Origin of the sequence: Echinimonas agarilytica (assembly GCF_023703465.1) — a bacterium.
In the GTDB taxonomy this organism is placed as follows: Bacteria; Pseudomonadota; Gammaproteobacteria; order Enterobacterales; family Neiellaceae; genus Echinimonas; species Echinimonas agarilytica.
On the sequence record NZ_JAMQGP010000011.1, the window covers coordinates 77385 to 98023 of the forward strand.

The following is a 20639-nucleotide window of genomic DNA, read 5'->3' on the forward strand; positions in this document are numbered from 1 at the left end:
CAAGCTCAGACACTCCATTTATCAAGCGATAGTCCTGAATAAGCTCTGAGCTTTTCCACGTCGGGCTTTAGCTCGTCTTTCAAGCTTTGCAATGTGGTTTCGCTTAGTGCCACATCGGGCTTTTTAGTCAGTATTTGGCCTGCTTTTTTCAACATACTGCTCGGCACAATGGCACGAACGGTTTTGCGAAACACTTGCCCTGCGCCTGACTTCGATTGCAGGAAGCTCAATGGCCCCGTCACACGAACTTTGTCGGATGTTTTGTGGTACTCCGACTCCAAATTATCCAAGGTGACATTTGGGTCTACGCCCAAAAACTCAAACACTTGATGCATCGTTAGGTCGCGATCTAACTTTAATTGTTCCACTGACAACACCAACAACTGCGATGCCGGATAAAACTTTAAAAACTGTTCAATCTGGTTGTAGTAGCTGCAGGTTGCTAAATAGTGATTCCGTTCTTTGCTATTCAACGTTTGCTCCAACGTTTGACTCTTACGACCGTCATACCATTGGTGCTGATAATGCGACACTAATCGTTCGATGGGGTCGCGTACCACGTAAATCAATTTGGCATTGGGTACCACGCTGTGCATGCGCTCTGGTACCCCCTGAAATGTGGGGTACATGGTGTAGTTCGGAGAGCTTTCACCATACAGCTTGGCTTCTCCGTGAAATTGGTTTTGGTACCAACACAGCCCTTTCGTCCAATTTTTTCGGTCGATAAAGAAGTCGACTTCTTTCTTTTTAGACATTGAAATATCTGGGTGAACATCTAAATAGCGATGAAGGCTAGACGTTCCACATTTCATCGCTCCAATCACAATTATGTCTGGCAACATAGTCTGCTTCCTTTGTAGTCCTTAACAAATTCAACAGCTGCCTACTACTTACCTACACTTCAGGTTGGTCAGCCTTTTTATAGTGCTCGCACGTATTCATAAAGTCGCGCGTTGAGCGTGTTTTCATCCTCGGTGTTGCGACTAAAAGATGCCTTTTCGGCATCGTAAGTCCACTCGATTTGTTTTTCTATAATGGTTTTAATTCGGTCATTCTGAGCGGGTAGCTCAGTGGCAAACACTTTCGCAATGTAAGGCAATTCGAAGCCCGGCGCATTGTATGAATAACCATATATATTAATGGTATCGTGTGAGACACCTTTCATGTTGTTGTAATCAATTTTGCGGTTGGATTCTTCTTGCCACGCGTAGAGTTCATCGGATCCACAATAAGCCAGCGCTTTTTGAAATGCAGGTAACTTCATAAACTCTACATTGCCGCCAAATTCCTTAATTAAGGCAAACGCGTAAATATTAAAGAGGTGATACCCATTCTCTTTGTATTGTTTGGTTTTCCCAGCTTTCTTGAGGCGGTAACTTTGCTGCACCTGATCGACCACCGCTCGAATTTTTTTAATGGTTGTAGGCGTGTTGACCAAATCATGTTTGATCAGCCCATTGGAATAGACTCGCAAACGTTCGGGTAAGGCGCTCATAAAGGCATCGCATTGGCGTCGAATTTCAGTATCATCCACCACCGACAACAACACATAACCCGCAGCGGCTAACCACAATTGGTGATTGAATGTCATGTCAAAGCCACGGACGCTGCCGTCCACATTGCGAATTTTCCAGATGTTAAGGCGCTCATCAAACACGTGTAACAAAAAAGTTTGTTTGGCCAATTCTAAACAGTTTTCATCGCCTGTGACTTGGTAACCCGACACCAAACCTTCAATTGCCCACGCCTGGCCAATAGTGCCATTGGAAAAGTCTTTACGCACACTAGTGCGGCAAAAAAAAGCCGACTGCATAGGCCGAGCGGCATTAGATTTTAGATATGTAATACATTGCTCAACCGCTTTACGATAACGCTCGTCACCTTGTTTCTTAAACAACACGGCAAATGTAGTGGCCCAGTGCGCGGTATTACGTACCGGGGTTTCTGGGTCGAAGTAGGGACCGTTGTGGCCGCCTTCGACGTAGCCCTGAGCACTTAATTGGTCTAATGCTTTGTCTGCCACTTGATGAAGGATGGAATCCATCATGACTTAAATCCTTTTACTTTTTGAATAACCCAAGGAGGTTACCGAATAACGTTGCAAGACCGCTGAAATAGGCCACACAATAAACTCGAAAATACAGGTTACCAGTGCATTCAACTTGTTTATTTTTAGCCACCAGCTTGCGAATGTTCTTTTGTTTTGCCGGAAATACGCGCTTTAACGCATTCAATACCATCGGCTTTACTTTGTTTTGTTCACGCCACAGTCGTATTTGGCCTTTGCCCACACGAACCTGCTTTTTCAGTAGCTCCATGGTTGGGCGCGCGTATTTATACACGGTGCAAGTCTCACAGTAATCTAACCGGAGTCCTTGCTCTGAACAAAAACCGGTCCAGCGCATATCTTCGCCTGAGCGCACACTTTCTTCAAACATTCCAATGCGATCAAATACTGTACGCCTGACCCACAAGTTTGCTGTTTTAGCGGCTTGGCGGCCTCTAATTGCACTTTCCATTTGGACGTTGGTGACCGAATCGTAAAACTTGCCTGCGGTGATTTTATCTTCATAGTTGAACAATACTTGCCCACCAAATAAATCACATTCTGGTTGAGAGTCTAAGTAAGCGAGGCCCTTTTCAATCCAAGTTTCGTCGGGAATACAGGTAGAATCCAGCAAAGCAATAACGGCACTGCATGATTGTTCAATGCCGCGATTTCGGCACGAGTAAGGGCTGCCTAAGTGTTGGTGCTCTTTAATTAAAGTAAGATCTGACTGCTGCTCTAACCAAGCAATTGAACCGTCAGTGGAGCCATTGTCGATTACAAAAACGTCGAAATCTTCAGCGCAACACGTTTGTGCTCGCAACTTCCCCATCGTTTGTTCTATGGCACTTCGATCATTAAAAACGGGGATCACGACTGAGACTTTTGGCACACCTAAGCTCCTTGGTATTATCACGCTCACTGCTGAAGTGAACGTTTGGCTTGCAGCATTTTACTCGAAATTGCGTCAACAATATCAGCATTATTTTCCTGCCAAAGCAGGTAATCTTGGTTTTGACGCGCTATTAATTTCTAACATTATTTTAATTTGGCTTTTGAGGTACTTGCTTTCCAAGCTCCTGTCCTATGCGTTCCATACTTTGACGAATATCGTTCACTACGTGCGGTGACTTGGTGCGCCACTCCGACAACAAGGCCCATTGTTGCTGTATGTGTGCATCGATGTTAGAGGTGTTTATTTCAGTACCGAATGCCGTACCTCCTTCAGGACGATTGGACATCATCCGGTCGATCATCATGTCTCCAACATTCTTTTTATAATGAGACGATTCATACCAATATTTGGGAAAATCAGTGCTTGATAAGTCAACAAATTCAGTCGTCACATCGTTAATCTCTAAAAAATCATAGATTGTGAAAGGCTTCTTCCCGAACTGCTGCGCCACCAGCTCATTCAGCTCCACAAAGCGTTTCTTACGGATATTTAATAATTGCTCTGTGTATTTAAATTGATGATCTACTTCGATGTAACGGATATGAATGGGGTTAATGAACATTTTCAAATCTACATTGTTTTCGTGAGCTAGTGTTAACAAGCGGGTTATAGCTCTTACATTGCACGACTCACTCCATTGAGATTTAAATCTATTTTTAATTTTATTATTTTCTCTGAACCGAAAGCCCTCAGCCATGGTTCGATTGCTCTCAAACCTAGTCCTCCTTCCAGACCTATCATACAGTTCATCGTTACTAGGTAATTTGTCGGTCAACCATGCATTAAATGCTTCAGTGTTGAGAAGTGCCAATATTCTATAATAGTGAGCGCGCATTTCTCTTAGGGCATTCCCCATCACATGCACATTAGTTTTATCTGCAATATTGGAACACACGTTATCCACACTTAGAAAAACTAGTTTGGGAGCTGATGTATATAGGATATGCTCAAAGTTTCGAACCGTTTCCCATGTGTTGGCCCCCGCGATAGCGAAATTATATGAATTTTTTTTGGATATTCGTGTGGTATCAAAGCTATACAAGGGCCTTGAATTACCAATCACCACAACTTCTGGCTTAGCATTCCGAACATGCCAAGGCTTGAATTCTCGCTCATAGCCTCGATTGTAAGAACTCACTTCACCAAAGTGGTAAAGAAAGTGAATGTCATGGTGGTAGTTAAAAGCCATTAGCATTGATGCAAGTCCGACAAACGCCCCCGCCATTACAATGATGTATTGTTTAAAAACAGACATACGTTGCCCACAACCTAGAAGTTAAAATACAAAAATTCAGAAAACTGGCCAATCTGACTAATGGCAAATAAAGCTGCAGCACCAGAAATCACCGACATTGCAGGCAAAGGCCATTGCAGTTGTCCGCTCTCGTTGGAGGCGGCTAACTTCCCTTCTAAGTAACGCGTAATTTGCATCGAGTTGGGCACGAATACAGCAATCAATATAAGGCTTGCACACCATAGCATGGCCCAATTCGCCGACACGAGTTTGGTATCGAGTTGGAGCATTGAGCTAACATCGGTCATTGATGCCAACATACTCACCGCCCCTTCTGTAGTTTCAGCTCGGAAAAATACCCAAGACACCATGACAGCCACAATGGTCACTAACCAATAACAGCTCGTTTCAAACTTACCGATTGGGTGCTCTGTCACACGCTTACGTAAACCGCTCCAAGCGTGATTCACTCCTAAATATGTGCCATGTAAGAAGCCCCAAATAATAAAATTCCATCCTGCCCCGTGCCAAAGACCGCCCAACACCATCGTCAGCATTAAGTTCACATAGCGTCGTTTAGGGCCTTTGCGGTTACCGCCTAAAGCAATGTATAAATAGTCGCGCAAGAAGCGGCTGAGCGTCATGTGCCAACGCCGCCAAAAATCGACGATGCTGGTTGCTTTGTAGGGAGAATTAAAGTTTTCAGGCAGGCGAATACCGAATAGTCGCGCCAAACCTAGCGCCATGTCTGAATACCCAGAGAAATCAAAGTAAAGCTGAAGCGTATATGCCAAGGTGCCGGTCCATGCTTCGAACATGGTGAGCGTTTGCCCCGCGTCGGCCGCGCCGAATACTGGGCTTGCATACACGGCGACACCATCCGCCAACACTACTTTTTTGAATAAACCGATACTAAATAGAGTGAGCCCAGCCGACACATGAAAGCAGTTAAACCGAAATGTTTCTGCTTTGGCAAATTGCGGCAACATTTCTTTGTGGTGAACAATGGGGCCCGCAATAAGCTGGGGAAAGAAAGTGACAAACAAGCAATACTGCAAAAAGCTGTGCTCTTCGATTTCTTTACGGTAGGTGTCGACTAAATAAGCAATTTGTTGGAAAGTAAAGAATGAGATAGCCAGTGGCAAAGCTATTTTGGCAATGTAAATATTGCTGCCTGTGAGCAGGTTAATTTGATCAACAAAGAAGTTGAAATATTTGTAGTATCCGAGCAACGCTAGATTAAGTGTGACACCCACCGTCAGCACCAATTTTGCCGAACTGCCCGACCGCTTCAACGCTTGTTCAATGAACCGCCCAATGCAAAAGTTACCCACCATGGAACCAACGATGAGCACCAAATAGCTTGCCTTCCACCAGCCATAAAAGCCCAAAGATGCCACCACCAACATACAGATGGCCGCGCGCGCGCTGTATCGCCCAATAATAAAATAAAGCGACAAGCACATTGGTAAAAAGAAGAATATGAATTCGTATGAATTAAACAACATGGCTAACCTTCCTTACTATCGATCGACAAACTACTTCGCGATCGGCTCCTTGTGACGGTGAAAGAAAGCACCTGCCTCGGCAAGCTTGGCTGCGATCTCTAATGATGAGCTTGGGTATTGCGTTCGCCAATTCAAATAGCTTTGACGCTGTTCAAGCGCATGCGCTTCAAAATTATTTAAATCAATAGACACACCGATCGATGTGTCTTTGTTGACCGATGACATCACAGCAAGCATTCTGTCGCTCACAACTGGTTTGTGATGTGATGGCTCCCACCAATATTGTGCTTCAGCCGCATCGGGGCTACCGAACAGCTCAGCGGTTATTTCATTGACGATTAAAAAATCCCAAATGGTGAAAGGCTCTTTTCCTAAATCACTCGCCACTTGGTGTACTAATTCAACCGCTTTTCGCTTCACCTTCTCATTGAGAATGACTCCCTTGGATAAGTAATCGATTTCAACGTAACGAAGATGCAGCGGATTAAAAAAGAGAATGAGCTCGATATTACTTTCATATGCATTGAGTAGAATTTTTTCTAGTACCGTAGTCCGGCACCCTTGGCCATTGTTACTCCGGGGGATTGAAGGCAAACGTTTAATCTTTTCTGATTCTTTTTTATCAACGCGTTGGCTCAGTAGTTTTCCGTATTGGCTATATGGGTATTCTGTTCGCTGACCCAGTTCGTTGTACAAAAGCTGAGATTTAGACGTTGAATCGACAATTAACTTGATCGATTTCTTTAATGTTGAAAACGAGCTGAGGTAAGTCCATCGTTTGAAGTGTGCTTCTATTTCTTGCTGAGTATTACTTGAGAAAAAATCCATATTTCCATTTGCCGGTGCATCACAAATAGAATCTACAGCCAGCAATACCCTTCGAGGTTTCGCGTGATACCTTGCGTGCTCAAAAGCAACAGATAAAGCCCCGATGTTCGCTCCTCGCAACGAAAAATTATAAGCGTGCGTTGCAGTCATCTGACTGACATCTGTTGCATAAAAGTTTCTAGAATTTCCAATTAAAACCACATCAGGCTTTCGCTCAACGATTTGCCACGGTTTGGATTCACGCAAAAAGCCTTCTGCTGATTTAGTCACTGAGTCGGTTTGAAATAAATGAAAGGGATCCATTAGCCAATTAAGGCTCATCATCGATGCGAGTAATAGCGAAAACACGCTAAGCCAAATCAGCAAGTATTGCTTACTCGTAGGTTTAACCACCACTTGGTCCATCCATGAAAGAGGCGCGAAACGAAACGTTTCTCACTTCAATGTGTATTTGCGCTCAAATTACCATCGTTTTCGTGTCTCATACAGTACTTTCTAACAATGCGCTAACAAATACCTGCAAGATACCGGAATGTACTATTCCGCTGTTTTAGCCGTTTCTTCTTCGTCACTTTGTTTATGAATGTGAGGGGATCATTCATCGGTCTGATTTTTTGATACACTGGCGCTTCCACAGTATGTAACCAATGTTCGACAGGGATGAAACGACAATGAGTCATGGGCACTGTACTGCAGAGATCACCTCAGAAATTGCAGTCATTATTCCGGTATACAACGATGGCGATCGCCTCGAGCTCTGTTTAAACGCGCTGCAACAACAAACTCTTGCTCCCCATCGTTTTCATATTGTGGCGGTAGACAACGGTTCTGAAACGCCTCCAACACATTTAGAAGGGCGATACCCTAACTTCACTCTGTTACATGAGTCTAAGCCCGGGTCGTATAGCGCACGTAATAAGGCGTTAAGCTTTATTAAAGCCGACATTTACGCATTTACTGATGCTGACTGTATTCCTGAGCCTCAGTGGTTAGAGCATGCCTTGGCTGGTTTGGTTCATTCTTCAATCGACGCCGTGGGTGGCGCTGTTGGTATTTTCTGTGCAGATCCCAAGCAACCTCAACCCATTGAAATACTAGATGTCATTAAAGCGTTTCCGCAACGTACTTATGTTGAAACTCAGCACTATGCAGTCACGGCAAATTTAGTCATGACACAACACGCATTTGATATGACGGGTTGGTTTAATGACGCACTCAAGTCGGGGGGCGATAAAGAGTGGTGTCGACGCTTGCATGCCGCTGGCGGACAATTAATTTATAGCGATACGGCCAAAGTACTGCACCCAGCCCGTGCCTCGCTGGCAGAACATGAAACCAAGGCTAGACGCGTGGCTCATGGCGCTTATGCGCGACGTAAAACGGATCCGAACACGGCAAAATTTGTAGGTTGGTCGGGCATTTTAATGGGACTAATGCCTCCAATTCGCAAAGGCCAAGTCATTTGGCAACGCTTTGCTGAATTGAGTGCATCCACACGCATTAAAGCCATTGGCTATTACTACTACGTGAATGCATATGCTGCTTGGCAAAAAATTCGCTGCCACTTAGGTTTAGTGAAACACGCTGAGCGAAGTTAGCGCCCGAATTGAATTCATTTACCGCTGAAAAACCGCGAGACGTTAGCGGTTTTCTGCTTTTTTAAGCCCAAACAACAGGGCTAAGTATTCGGAGATTTGTGCCACTTTAATCACAAATGTACTCGCAATGCCTTTTAATCGGAGGCTCCACGGTACCGTAGAGACCCCGGAAATTTTATAAATGCGATACAAGGGTGGCAGCAAAGTACCGATGCTTTTGGCGTAGCCTTGGCGCTTAATACGCGCGCCAATCACGCGGCGTGATTTAATGGTAAGCGCTTTAAATGTATCGCGCAGCGGGTGCTTCACAAAACAGGTGTCATCAAATTCAAAGCGTGCACCGGCATTCACGGCTCGTGAGCAAAAGTCGACATCGCCTCCTGAAAACAACTCGGCATTAAATCCATCAACACGATTAAATACATCCATATGCATGATGAGGTTTGCAGTACAAGCGACTTTGCGTGCGGCATATTCTTTTTGGTTGATGCCAAAAAAGAAGTCGTATGATTCGGCAAAATTGTATTGGTAGTCAGGCCTATACTCACTAAACATGACCACATCGCCCGACAACAGCAAGGTATTGCTGTTCGGCTGAGAAAATTGCGTAAACGATCGCTCAAGCCATTTGGAATCGGGTACACAATCGGCATCGGTAAAACACAGCACCGGCGCTTTTGCGATTGCGGCCCCCACATTTCTGGCGGCATACGATCCTTTTTGATGGGCCTCTACAATTTGGCAATCGAATGCATACGCAGTCAGAAAGTCGGCAGGCGGCATATCACTTGGATCGTTGTTCGCCACAATCACTTCGAACTGACTGTTGTCGAAGGTTTGTTGAGCCAAGGCATTCAAACAAAGCGTGAGGCGAGTCCAATCACGATACGTGGGGATAATGACAGAAAGCTTCACAGTTAGACTCCTAAGTGCATTCGAGCAGTCGAGGTGTATGTATTCATGATATTTTCTTCAACCGTGTGATCACGCCTTCAACCATGCCTTTCCAAGTGTATTGAGAGCAATCTACTGCACAATAGCTGGCTTTTTCGGCGGCCAATATGTCTTGGGTGTATTGGCTCATGTCGAAACTCGAAATAAAGTGCGCAGGCACCATGCCGTTTAATTGGTTGATGGGCGTAATGAGAAATGGTTTGCCACAGCCCATGTATTCCAACAGTTTGCTTGGAAAACAAAATTGGGTGAAATCATCTTGGCGATTGGGGATCAGCATTAAATCACATGCATTGATCACTTCTGGCACTTCACTAATCTTTTTGCCGCCTAACCATGTGACTTTTTTATTGTTCAACAGCCACTCTGGCGGCTCGCTGTTCGATGCCACTACAAATTCAATGTTGGTCTCTTTTGCATGGTTTAATATGTGCGATAAGTTATCATTCACTCGCACATCTAGCGACCCTGTGTACCCAACACAGTAGGCGTTCGATTTTAGGTTCAAGCGCTGCCGACATACCTGCTGATCCTGCGGTTTAAATAGCGCGGGTTCATAGCCATTGGGGAACACGAATTGCGCTTTTTGGGCGATGCTGTCAGCGTCAAGCAGTTCTTGTGTGACGTACAAGCACAACTCGCTATTGCGACGAATATGACGATCAAATGCACTGAACGGCACCAGCCATTGTGGATAATAGGTCGCATAGTTGTCGAGCACTTCATAAATGACTCGTGTTTTTAACAATGCAGGGCACAAAATACGTGCGACTAATCCCACAATAGGGCCATTAGTAAACCATACATGTGTGGGTTGAAATTGCTGCAAACGCCGATTGAGCTGCTGCCGAACTTTTGGAAGGTTAAGTGTGCGCGCTGATGGCGAAAAGTACTGACCTTCTGGGCATTCTTCATCGCCTGCGCTTTTGTAATTAATCAGCCAAGTTTGGCAATCAATGCCATTGTCTTTAAAAGCCTGTGCGATCTTAAATGTTCGATACTCAGGATTGTTAAGCACATCCATATTGGACGAATAGCGATTGCCCACAATTAAAACTTTCATAGCCAACTCTACTTCATCCGCTGCTTTTTATAGATACGGAATAAATCCCACAGGTTTAAATGCTTCCAACACAATTTAAGCACTCGGTCGCCCATTTGATGCTGCCGCAGTATGTTGGCGTTCACTAACAACGAAAGCCTTTGAGAAGGCGACATATGAGCTTTGTACTTAGTCACATACAAACGGTATCCGCGTAAAATTCGTAACGGATTGGTAATGCGGTTTTGCTCGTGGTCGATGTGTTGAATGTACGAGCGGTTATACACCCGCTTAGCTGGGCCAAGCGTATGCAAAATATTGGTGAAGAAGTCGTAGTCTTGCCAGGCGGGATAACGTTCATCGAATAGTAAGTCGTGATCGAGCAATGTCTGCCGGTGGGCAAATATTTGGGTACCCACATAATTTCGACGCACGAGATCATCAAATCTTATGGTGCGCTGATAGTAGTGGCTTGGTCGATTTCGCTTGCCATCAAAGTCGTATTTTAATGAGCATAGAAATGAAGCATCGCCTTTCCAAGCCGCCACAAAGTCTTCGATTCTGTTTGGCGCAAACCGATCATCATCATCCAGCCCGGTAATAAACTCGCCTTTGGCCACACGAATCGCTTTGTTGCGAGCATGACAAGCGCCTTTGGAAGTCTCTTCTCGCAAATACACGATGTTGCTGTGCTTGCTTTGCCATTGCGCGATTAACTCAGGGGTGTTATCGGTAGAGCCGTCATCACTAACAAGGATTTCTACATTTGGGTAGCTTTGAGCAAGGACCGAATTAATCGCGCGTTGCAATAATTCAGGCCGGTTTTTTGTGGGTATATAAACGCTGACAAGTGGCGTTTGCAATGCATTTAGAACCATTAACGCTGTTCCTTGAGCTTTTGAAACAAGGCCTCAAATGAGTTGGCCGATATTTCACGCGAGAATATTTGCTGCACTCGTTCGCGCGCATGGAGTGTCATTTGTTCACGGTCTGAATCACTTAAAGCAAATGCTTGTTCAAGCGTTTGAGCAAGGCTCTGACTATTAGCAGGTTCACACAGAAAACCTGATTCTCCGTCCACAATCGAATCGACAATGCCTCCAGAGCGACTTCCTACCACAATTGCGCCTGCAGCCATGGCTTCAAGAAAGGTCAATCCTTGCGCTTCAACCCACCCAGTGTCGGACTCTTTAGAAGGGCCGACAAAGGCATCTGCTGCAGCCATATAATGCTGCACCATGTCGTGATCGACCCAACCAACGGGGTTAATGTAGGCTTCGAGTTTGTGCAGTTTAATGCGCGCTTCGAGCTCGGCTTTGTCTTGCCCTTCGCCAATCACCAGCAACTTCACGTCCACTTTAGATTCACGCAACGCTCGGATTGCATCAACCGCCTCAAAGATTCCTTTTTCGTCGATCACGCGCCCCACGAATACGGCTAGCTTTTGCGTTGGAGAATCAACGAACTTGGCTCTAATTTCAGCCACTTCATGTGCAGGAGGTAATGAGCCGACTTTCACGCCCATCGGGATCCGTTCAACATGATCCGAGGTTGGTTGGCAAGCCATGATGTCTTTCACAGCGGCTTCTGTAAATGATGAGTTCACGCTCACGGCTCGCGTATGGCGAAGCACCCAACGCTTGAGTTTCACCATGAATTTGCCTTTGAGTGAAAAAATATCACCGCCATGAACAGTGGTTACAACGGGCGTTTTGAAAAAGCATGAGGCAACAACACTGGCAAACCCTTGCGGTACAATCCAGTGCGCATTGATCACATCGTATCGGTTCAAGACGAGCTCTTTAAACACTGCAAAGCACTCTGCCAAAACAAAAATAGGCAGCTTTAATTTCTCATGTGGTTTCTTACGCAAATTCACCAGTGCGCCACCTTGGTAGCACACGGTTTGAGCACTTAGCGGAAAACAATAGTAGAAGCGTTTCACCGTCACGCCGTCCATCACTTCACGGCGCTCGGCTCCCACAAAATGCGGGGCAAGTACGGTTACTTCATGGCCTTTTGCCACCAAATCTTTGGCCAGATTGTGAACAAAAGGGGTTGTGGAATCCCCTTTCCAGCGAGGGTAATTTGAAGTGACCAACAGCAATTTCACGAGTATCGTCCCTGTTTATTTCATTATCCTAACGAACAGCAGTGTGAAATCGAATTATTCTCATATTCACTCATACTGAGCCCATTGTACCTAGCGCGTGCGCTTATGTCTCGGTCAGTGCTTTCGTTGCGCTAACTGATATCGATACAAAGAGCTTGGTTCTACCCCTTCTTGGTTTAACCCTTCTACATATGCTTTGAAGTTGAAAGCCAAACCAATGGGGGCTGAATTTGTTAATCCCACCAGCCTCATTTCCGGCGATTCAACGTCAATCATACCTCGCGGATTGCCCTGAGTTCGAATGTTCCAATAAGTAGTGTAAGCCGCTGCGAGGGGGCCAGAGGCCGGATTGCCCGCACCGGTAAATAGATCGTTGATGCCGCTCAGCTGCACTGCAATATTGTCAAATAAGTTTTGCTGATTTAAGCCTCTGTGCAGGTTAAATTTAGCACTGCGCACAGTGCCACCAGAGTACACATTGAGTTCAGCATTCCAGCCTACCGCGGGGGTATGCAGAGAAGGGGCAGTGAATGAAAAACGCTGCGCCAACACATAGTTAGAATTGGTAATGGTCATTGAGTAGTGACCTTGACGACCGCTTGCCCTAATTTCATCGAGTGTCACGTTTGCCGATTTATCGACAAGAAAGGCGCTGTCAGCGTTAACGACAGTCACATTTTTCACCCAAGAATGCTTTAATTCGGTTAGGAACAGGCCGTTATAGCCTCGTTCTTTATGATGCCCTGCGTAAGGCAAAGTTGGGAATTCAACGCGAAAGTCTTCAAAACCCACTTCTGTTAGAAATTGCGGTTGTGAGAATGACACTTTCCACTGCGGCTTCACATCATGCAAAAGCGGCTCTTTGACCTGAATACTTGTGCCATTGACCTGCGTGATGGTGAGGTATTGCTTCACTAGCCCATGATGATTAGCAAACGCAGTGCCGAGCGGAGTATTCGTATTGCCCATAAGGTGGTGTGTAAAACTGGCGCGTTCGCATCCGGTATCACACCAATTCAGCATAATGGTTTGTCCTATAGAAAACCCTGCGGCTCCCTCAATGTGTAGCGAGTGACCGCCTTGTTCGCCCTTTATCGCTTGCCCTTGCAGGGGGGAGTGGTGTGCCAAAGTATCGGTTCGAGTCCAAATAAACCCGCCCTTCCACGACACCGGCGATGTATTGTTGTCAGTTGCGCGTAGATTATTGCTGATCAGATTCGGTACGTTATGCTGCTCTTGTTCGCTTTGCGCCAAGTCCCTCAGCGCTTGAGGCATGTACAACGTGGTCGCAGATTGGCCTGAACTGCCTTGCCCACGCAGCACGATATGACTGCGCTCAATCGCAATAATACGATTCACCGTAAACAAGCCTGATGGAAAGCTAACAATCACAGCGCCAGGTACAGTGTCAGCATAATCGAGCGCGGCGATAATCGCGTCGCTATCATCTTGCCGGTCATTCGCAATGGCACCGAAATCAGTGACATCAATAATCTGCGTGGCATTGGTTTTGGGGGTGATCTCTCCCCATTGATAGCCCGCAAATGAAAAATCTGGCAGGTATACTTCATGTTGTTGGAGTATTTTGGGAACCCACCCCGCAGCATCTGCAACCTGTTCTGGCGACATGCGCGATAATTGAGCTTTTAAAGCTGCTAAACGTTTTGCCACAATTCGAGCGGAAGGGTGATGTTCGGTGTAATCCACCAGCAATATATCAAGTTCAATTTGTTGTGCTTCAATTTGAGTACGAAGCTGCGCAGCAGTGGCTCCGGGCATGATATCAACGGGTGCGGGGAAAGGCTCAGCAGGCGCTTCTACTGGCTGAGTCGGTGCTGCAATGGTTGGATTCGAAACAGAGGACTCAGCAGGAGCAGGCGGAGCAGTGGAAGTACAGCTCGCCAAAAGTAACGACAACCACACGAGGTGATTTATGGATCGCATACTTACTCCTTGGAACTCTCTGACATAAAAAACCGCAGACACGCTGCGGTTTTCATTTAATCTTCTTTGTTTTTGTACTTGAGCAACTCAAGCTCAAGATTGCGGGTCTTTTCCAACGTTGTTTCGAGCAGTTGGCGATTGTGCGAAATCAAATCAGACAGTAATCCCACGAGGAAGGCTAAAAATCCCATCAGTAGGAATGTGCCACCTAAAACAAGAGATTGAATGTGGCCATCACCATTGCCCATCATGTATTTAAATAGGAATCGAATCACTGGAATTGCACCAATCAACCCCATCACAATGCCAATGTAGAAGAAAAAACGCATCGGCTGATACATGGCATACATCCGCACCATAGCCGACAGTTGGCGCTGAACGAATTTTGGAATATTCGTAAAAAGACGACTTTCCCGTGTTTTTGGGTTGGTATCGACAGGCACTGAGCTGATGGCTAAATGCTTTTTACCCGCCTGAATAATAGTCTCAATGGTGTAGCTAAAAGGCGACACAATATTGGTTTTTATTGCGGCCTCTCGGCTGATGGCTCTAAACCCTGAGACCGCATCTGGCACTCGTGTGCCCGATAATTTGCGAACCACGGCACTGCCTACATATTGCAGTAATTTCTTAAATTTGGAAAAGTGCTGAATTTTATGAGTTTCGCGGTCGCCCACGACGATGTCAGCTTCACCCGCTAGAATAGGCACCACAAGCTTCGCTATATCAGCACCTGCATATTGGTTGTCACCATCGGTATTGACGATAATATCTGCGCCACGTTTGATGGACTCTTCCAACGCTATGCGGAATGTGCGAGCCAAGCCTTTATTATTTTTATTGCGAATGATGTGCTCAATGCCGAGCTCTTTCGCCACTTCTGAAGTGCCATCGGTGCTTCCATCATCAACAATCAGCACTTCAACTTTATCAATGCCAGGAATTTCTTTAGGAATATCCGCATAAGTCTCCGGCAGAGTTTCTGCCTCGTTATAACATGGGATTTGAACAATCAGTTTCATTAGTTTTCCGTTACCAGCAATATAATCCGTAAGATGGAAATCAGTATTTTATTAAAATAATGTACGTAAGTTATAACAACTTCATGTCATTGTCATGAAGTGTTCTTCAAGCGAATCGCTTCGGGTTCGCTTAATGTGTGCCTTTGATGATACCTGTAAATAGCTGATCGAGCTCATCGGCTCTTTGCTCTCGGCTATAGTCAAAGGCGTTTAAATCAGGAACATCAAAGCCCGCTAATATAGCGGATATCGCCTGCTCTAAGCCTTCAGCATTTTCTGCAACAAGACCTCGTTGGCTGTCTTGCACCACTTGTGCGGTGGCGCTTTGTTCAGGTGTTAGCGCCAAAATTGGCTGCCCTACGCGAATGTATTCGTACAGTTTTCCGGGGATTTGATTATTAAACAGCTCACCTTGGATCAATAATAAGGCGTCACTATTGAGCATTTCCTGCAAGGATTCTTGATAACTCACCGGTGGCATAAAGCGCACACAATCAGCCACATCAAGTTGCTGCATCACGGTTTGATAGCCAGCACCATCACCTGCCCCTCGGAATCTAAATTCAACCTGCTCAGAACAAACAACCCCGCTCTTTTTAAGCGCTTGAATCGCCTTAAATAAAGGCACGGGATCTCGTCCGCGTGGGTACAAGGCTCCGCTATACAAAAACACGAATTTACCGTGATTGACCGATGGATCGCGAGTCGTTAACTGATTAAAGTTACCTTCATCAAAACCGTTCTGAATCACCTCATATTTGTTGTCGGGCAATTGAGGGTAAATAGATTGATAGAGCTGCTTTGACTTGTCAGCCGTACATACCACGCGAGTGGCATTGAGCATAACTTTACGCTCGATCCACTTGGCAATCGTCGAGTAACGTTCCACCGCGGGGTCATAACGCACTTGCAATGGGTCTCGATAGTCGGCGACCCAAGGTAAGCCCGATGCTTTCGATAAACGCCAAGCAATAAAGTGAGCAGTTGAAACCGGATACGTCGACCAAATTAACGCAGGGTTATGCTGTTGGATCAGACGCTTGCCAGCAGGAATGGCACTAAATAACCATGTCCACCATTTATCAGGAATGGCCGACCAAGCAAAATACTTACCTTTTATTGAAAAGGCTTTAGAGCTGTCTAGCGCCTTGGTTCGCACCACTTCAACCCCTTCAGGCCATTGATAAGGCTCGGCATCGGTATTTTTGTAGATGTCGCTCTCAACGGTCAAAATAATGGGCCGCCACCCTTTTTGCACCAAGTATTCAGCAAACTTCAACGTGCGTTGCACGCCGGCACTTCTGCACGGTGGTACTTCAAGGGCAATCATTAATAGGCTTGGCTTTTGTTGAATGGCCATAAAATTACAATTTCCCTGCTAATCGCAATTCGCGTTCGCGCATTTTAATTTTATGCTGCTCTTGTTGTTGAGTGCGTTTGATTTTACCCATAATGGTCACCATGGCCAGTAAGGCAAAACTTACATCGTTATAGGCAAAGCTTAAGGCTGCTCCACTTAAACAGAACACCATCAAGGCCACCAGCACATACTTAGCAAGGTTGCGCATCCATTCTTCAGAAGTCGCCGACATCATCAGATTCATAGCCTTTATAATGGCAATCCCGATCATGCCAAAATAAATAAAGAAGCCAACAAATCCATGATCACTCAACACCTGAAAATAAATGGAATGAGCGGCCTTTGCAAAGGTAGCAAAATAGATATCTGGCGCGGGAATGAAGCTCAGGTTGTCATAGTTTTCAGCCTGACCAAAGAACAAGCCATGATTTTGCAACCCATAAAATCCCACGCCCAAAAAGGGGTGTTCCAGAGCAAGCAAGGTTGCGACCTTCCAAGCCACCAGCCGCCCCATGAAACTCCCATCACTTTCGGCTGCGTTATCAATGGTATTTAGTCGATCAATATACTGATCTTGCATTAACGAGACCGCGAAAATAATCCCGATGGTGTAAATAACACCTAGGCCTAACTTCTTTTTAGCAAAGACAAAATTCATCAGCAGCAAAAAAGCCATTCCGACAAAACCACCTCGGGAATTGGTCCCCATAATCGACAGTGCGAATAGCAGCATGCACCCCGCTGCCGCCCAGCGATAGATTTTGTTAGGGGCCTGAGCCATGAAATATCCAAACAGTGGCATGGCCATGCATAACGCTAAGGCCAACATGTTGTTGTCGCCCATGAATCCAGTGTGAATTCGGTGCCCCCCCCCACTGGCTGCAAACTTAAGCCCTTCAATCACACCGTGATAAGACAAGCCAATCAGCATGGCCAATACAAACAATTCGAGCTGTTTTCGAGTATTAATCAATGCCGTCGCGAAGAAATAGAGCAGTAAAATTTTAACCGCTTTGTCGTATGCGACCCACACCGGTTTGGGGTCATTTTCTGCGAAAATAGACGATAGGGTCATCTGTACAAAGAAGGCAACGGCCATGAAGGAAATGGCATCAAAGCAACCTTTCACTTTTTTATTGTTTAGGACGGTGGTTGCAATAGTAGCCAGTGCAATAAAAGCATTAAAGCGCATGCTGGAGCCGAAGCCATACAGCGCATTTTTAGGCATCACCATAGCAACCCAAAGCCAAGTAGAAACGGCTACAGAGGGGTGTTTAAGGCCAAGATATAATAGATAAATGAATGCCGCTAAGAAAATCGGGTCGCGCATTATTTCTTCTCTTTCTTCTGAGTACGTTCATGCTGGTCGTACAGAAAGGCGACATAGCACATGGCCGCAACTTCAACGAGAAACAACAGCGATTCAATCATACCTAGCGACGTCCCTGATATAGGTAAAGTAAGCTCTAAACAGATAAAGCACGATGGCGTTATGATACCGATCATTTATTTAAACGCGAAGCTTAACCTAACAAAGTTTCAGCAAAACCTTAACACCAAGCTTTTATAGGCATTGAATTGTGGCATCATAATGCAGCAAAGAGGGATACCCAACACACTCGAGGGACTTGAGAAGCAATGCTCAGTAAGAAAATACTTATAGGCTATTTGATTGCATGCAGTGTCATCGTGCATGCCGCTATTGGTATTTGGGCATATAAAAGCACCAGTACTGTGCTAGATACAGGCGTGCCACTTTCTATTCTTGCAGAACAAAAACTACGGCATATGGAAAAAAGTAGCACGGTTGTCGAGCAAGCTTTAAAACCCGCATTGAAGGCACTGGCAAACACGCGCCTTGATCAAACCATACCGCTAACGCCTCGCACCAATATTATGCCCGTACAAAGCAAAGCCATGAATACGGCAGGTGCTTGCTTCGTTGACTCAGGTAAAAAGCTTCTCGAAACTTTAGAAAAGAAACCACACTGCAAGAATACAATTGTACTACCCGGCACCTACACGCTGAAAAAACGAGTCATTAAAGTGGCTGGCAGTCATCGCATCATTCAAGCGGGTGGCGATGCCGTGATCCGCCTTCTCAGTGAAGAGGGCATTTACATTAGCTCTCCCCACATTAACTTTTCTGGGTTTCGCATTGAAGGTGTGTGTAAATCAGATTATTGCGACCATATCTTCCACGTGGTTGGAAAAGCCAAACACACCGTGCTTCATAATAATGTACTGGTGAATGCAAATGCCGCGATCAAAGTGAACGGGCTGGGCAAGCAGTATCCTGATCAAGGCATTATTTCTGAGAACATCATTTTCAACACGACGGTTCGGCGTTCGAAACGCTCGGTGACTCCCATTGATATCGTTGCAGCAAACGAATGGGATATCTCCAACAATACGATTTTCGATTTTCACAAAGTGGGCAGCAATGGCACGAGTTACGGCTTGTTCGTCAAAGGGGGCGGTCAAGGCTCAAATATCAGCGGCAACCTTGTGGTCTGTGATGCAAAGAACAAGAGCAAAGGTGTTCAAATCGGTCTGTCTATTGGCGGCGGCGGAACGGGTAAAGAATACCGGCGCCAAGGTTCGCGTGGGTATGAATATAAAGACACTGTGATGAATCACAATCTGGTGTTAAATTGCACAACAGATGTAGGCATTTACATTAATAAAGGCCAAGACATAACGCTTGCCAACAACATCGTACTCAGTTCTAGTGGTATCGACGTTCGTTATGCCGTAAGTTCTGCACTGTTTCGAAACAATATCATCACGGGTAGAATTCTCTCTCGCGATGGAGGTCACTTCGACGCCTCAGCGAATTTAATTCGCAAGCTGAGTACCGTCACGGCCAAAGATTATTCATTTGAGGCGATCGAGTCTGCGAGTCAGCTTGATTTTTCAACTTCAAACGAAGGGAAGCACAGCGCTAATGCTCAAACCATTGAGTTTTCCAAAGCATTGCCTAATTTTTGTGGCAAGCTGGAACTAAGCACTGATTATTTAGGACTGAGTGATCAAGGATTCTGCTCAGAGCGGTTATCTAGAGTATTTGAGCATGACGCGAACAGCGACTTTACCGATTCTTAAGTACCATAATTTGGTACGCGATGGACTTTTAGCAGGCCTTTCCAAAGATGAGGTGCTCGAAGGTTTTCGTCTATTTATTAAACGCTTATCGAAACGCTACGATATATGCACAGTATCTGAGGCCTTGAACCGTTGCCAAAACGGTGACCGCCGCGCCATCGCTATTAGCTTTGATGATGGTTATCAGTCTTATTTGAAAGATATTGCGCCCATATTGGTTGATATGGATGCACAAGCCTCATTTTACGTGTGTACCGGTTTATCATCAGACAAGCAGTTGATGTGGAATGATCAAATTCTGGTGAGCTGCCTTCACAACAAACAACTCACGCCCACATTGGCAAAAGACTTTCTCAGCCGTTACCAAATTGAATTCAAACAGACCAGTTCGCATCAGCCTGAATTTCTTAAGGCGCTTGAACGCGCCATTAAGTACCGTCCATTCAAACAACGAGCAGGTCTTATCCAATCGTTTCAACAACAATTTGGGCTCAGTGACGATACTCGCACACTCGAGCTGCGTTCGGCCATTGAACTGCTTAATACCGATGAGATTCGCGCACTCCACCAACTCGGCATGGAAGTGGGTGGACACACAGTAAGCCACCCGATTTTGGCGCAAGAATCAGCCGAAGACGCACACCAACAAATTATAAGCGACCAGCAACGTTTAGCTAAGATCCTGGGGCGCTCTCCTCGTTCTTTTGCCTATCCCAATGGCTGGCACAACCGAGATTTCTTAGATCTTCACAAAGGCTTTGTGGAAGAAGCGGGTTATGAACATGCGGTGAGCGCAAATTATGGAATATCTAAACTCGATGGGCGCGACCAATTTATGCTCAAACGGATTGAGCTTCCTACATCGATTAGCGCATTTCATCTGACTAAATTTTATCTGAAGCACTGGCTGAGCTAGTGATGGGGGTAAT

Annotated in this window: 18 protein-coding genes; 3 read left to right on the top strand and 15 right to left on the bottom strand. The window is 45.6% G+C overall.

The genetic code is table 11. The features are described from left to right. Positions 1 to 5 precede the first annotated feature (5 nt). From NAF29_RS17715 to NAF29_RS17740, 6 genes are all read right to left on the bottom strand, one after another. A complete protein-coding gene (locus NAF29_RS17715; RefSeq protein ID WP_251262966.1) occupies positions 6 to 842 on the bottom strand; it encodes a sulfotransferase family protein in 837 nt (278 codons plus the stop codon). Positions 843 to 919: 77 nt separating this feature from the next. Then, complete coding sequence (locus NAF29_RS17720) at positions 920 to 2047, bottom strand: AGE family epimerase/isomerase (RefSeq protein WP_251262967.1); 1128 nt, start codon at positions 2045 to 2047, stop codon at positions 920 to 922. A 13-nt stretch (positions 2048 to 2060) separates the two neighbouring features. Then, positions 2061 to 2939 (bottom strand): glycosyltransferase family 2 protein, encoded by an 879-nt coding sequence (locus tag NAF29_RS17725; RefSeq protein WP_251262968.1) that lies wholly within the window; start codon positions 2937 to 2939, stop codon positions 2061 to 2063. A 151-nt stretch (positions 2940 to 3090) separates the two neighbouring features. After that, the gene (locus tag NAF29_RS17730) at positions 3091 to 4257 is read right to left on the bottom strand and encodes a hypothetical protein (protein WP_251262969.1); all 1167 of its coding nucleotides are present in this window, start codon (positions 4255 to 4257) and stop codon (positions 3091 to 3093) included. Between the two features lie 14 nt (positions 4258 to 4271). Further along, positions 4272 to 5744 (bottom strand): MBOAT family O-acyltransferase, encoded by a 1473-nt coding sequence (locus NAF29_RS17735; RefSeq protein WP_251262970.1) that lies wholly within the window; start codon positions 5742 to 5744, stop codon positions 4272 to 4274. 30 nt (positions 5745 to 5774) lie between these two features. Next, positions 5775 to 6965, bottom strand: a complete 1191-nt coding sequence (locus tag NAF29_RS17740) for a hypothetical protein (RefSeq protein ID WP_251262971.1) — start codon at positions 6963 to 6965, stop codon at positions 5775 to 5777. A 278-nt stretch (positions 6966 to 7243) separates the two neighbouring features. Between NAF29_RS17740 and NAF29_RS17745 the strand changes: the two genes are divergently transcribed. Next, positions 7244 to 8170 carry a glycosyltransferase family 2 protein gene (locus NAF29_RS17745; RefSeq protein ID WP_251262972.1) on the top strand — a complete coding sequence of 309 codons (927 nt, stop codon included), beginning with the start codon at positions 7244 to 7246 and terminating at the stop codon, positions 8168 to 8170. Positions 8171 to 8212: 42 nt separating this feature from the next. On the opposite strand, the gene NAF29_RS17750 is transcribed toward NAF29_RS17745, so the two are convergent. The 9 genes from NAF29_RS17750 to NAF29_RS17790 all read right to left on the bottom strand — a co-directional run bounded on the left by NAF29_RS17750 (position 8213) and on the right by NAF29_RS17790 (position 18111). After that, the gene (locus NAF29_RS17750) at positions 8213 to 9085 is read right to left on the bottom strand and encodes a glycosyltransferase family 2 protein (protein WP_251262973.1); all 873 of its coding nucleotides are present in this window, start codon (positions 9083 to 9085) and stop codon (positions 8213 to 8215) included. A 43-nt stretch (positions 9086 to 9128) separates the two neighbouring features. Then, entirely contained in the window at positions 9129 to 10187 is a 1059-nt protein-coding gene (locus NAF29_RS17755; RefSeq protein ID WP_251262974.1) for a glycosyltransferase, read from the bottom strand. An 8-nt stretch (positions 10188 to 10195) separates the two neighbouring features. Continuing rightward, a complete protein-coding gene (locus NAF29_RS17760; RefSeq protein WP_251262975.1) occupies positions 10196 to 11044 on the bottom strand; it encodes a glycosyltransferase family 2 protein in 849 nt (282 codons plus the stop codon). After that, positions 11044 to 12279, bottom strand: coding sequence for a glycosyltransferase family 4 protein (locus tag NAF29_RS17765; RefSeq protein WP_251262976.1), 1236 nt, complete (start codon positions 12277 to 12279; stop codon positions 11044 to 11046). Before NAF29_RS17765 ends, NAF29_RS17760 begins: the two co-directional genes overlap by 1 nt. Positions 12280 to 12393: 114 nt before the next feature. Next, positions 12394 to 14223 (bottom strand): glycosyl hydrolase family 28-related protein, encoded by a 1830-nt coding sequence (locus NAF29_RS17770; protein WP_251262977.1) that lies wholly within the window; start codon positions 14221 to 14223, stop codon positions 12394 to 12396. Between the two features lie 56 nt (positions 14224 to 14279). Next, positions 14280 to 15245, bottom strand: a complete 966-nt coding sequence (locus NAF29_RS17775; RefSeq protein WP_251262978.1) for a glycosyltransferase family 2 protein — start codon at positions 15243 to 15245, stop codon at positions 14280 to 14282. A gap of 130 nt (positions 15246 to 15375) precedes the next feature. Further along, positions 15376 to 16605, bottom strand: a complete 1230-nt coding sequence (locus tag NAF29_RS17780) for a glycosyltransferase (RefSeq protein ID WP_251262979.1) — start codon at positions 16603 to 16605, stop codon at positions 15376 to 15378. A gap of 4 nt (positions 16606 to 16609) precedes the next feature. Continuing rightward, positions 16610 to 17935, bottom strand: coding sequence for a putative O-glycosylation ligase, exosortase A system-associated (locus NAF29_RS17785; RefSeq protein WP_251262980.1), 1326 nt, complete (start codon positions 17933 to 17935; stop codon positions 16610 to 16612). Next, on the bottom strand, positions 17935 to 18111 hold the full coding sequence (locus NAF29_RS17790; protein WP_251262981.1) for a hypothetical protein: 177 nt from the start codon (positions 18109 to 18111) through the stop codon (positions 17935 to 17937). Before NAF29_RS17790 ends, NAF29_RS17785 begins: the two co-directional genes overlap by 1 nt. A gap of 132 nt (positions 18112 to 18243) precedes the next feature. Here NAF29_RS17790 and NAF29_RS17795 point away from each other — a divergent pair, with 132 nt between their 5' ends. Next, complete coding sequence (locus NAF29_RS17795; protein ID WP_251262982.1) at positions 18244 to 19710, top strand: right-handed parallel beta-helix repeat-containing protein; 1467 nt, start codon at positions 18244 to 18246, stop codon at positions 19708 to 19710. Beyond that, a complete protein-coding gene (locus NAF29_RS17800; RefSeq protein ID WP_251262983.1) occupies positions 19679 to 20626 on the top strand; it encodes a polysaccharide deacetylase family protein in 948 nt (315 codons plus the stop codon). The genes NAF29_RS17795 and NAF29_RS17800 overlap by 32 nt, the downstream gene beginning before the upstream one ends. Positions 20627 to 20639: the final 13 nt, after the last annotated feature.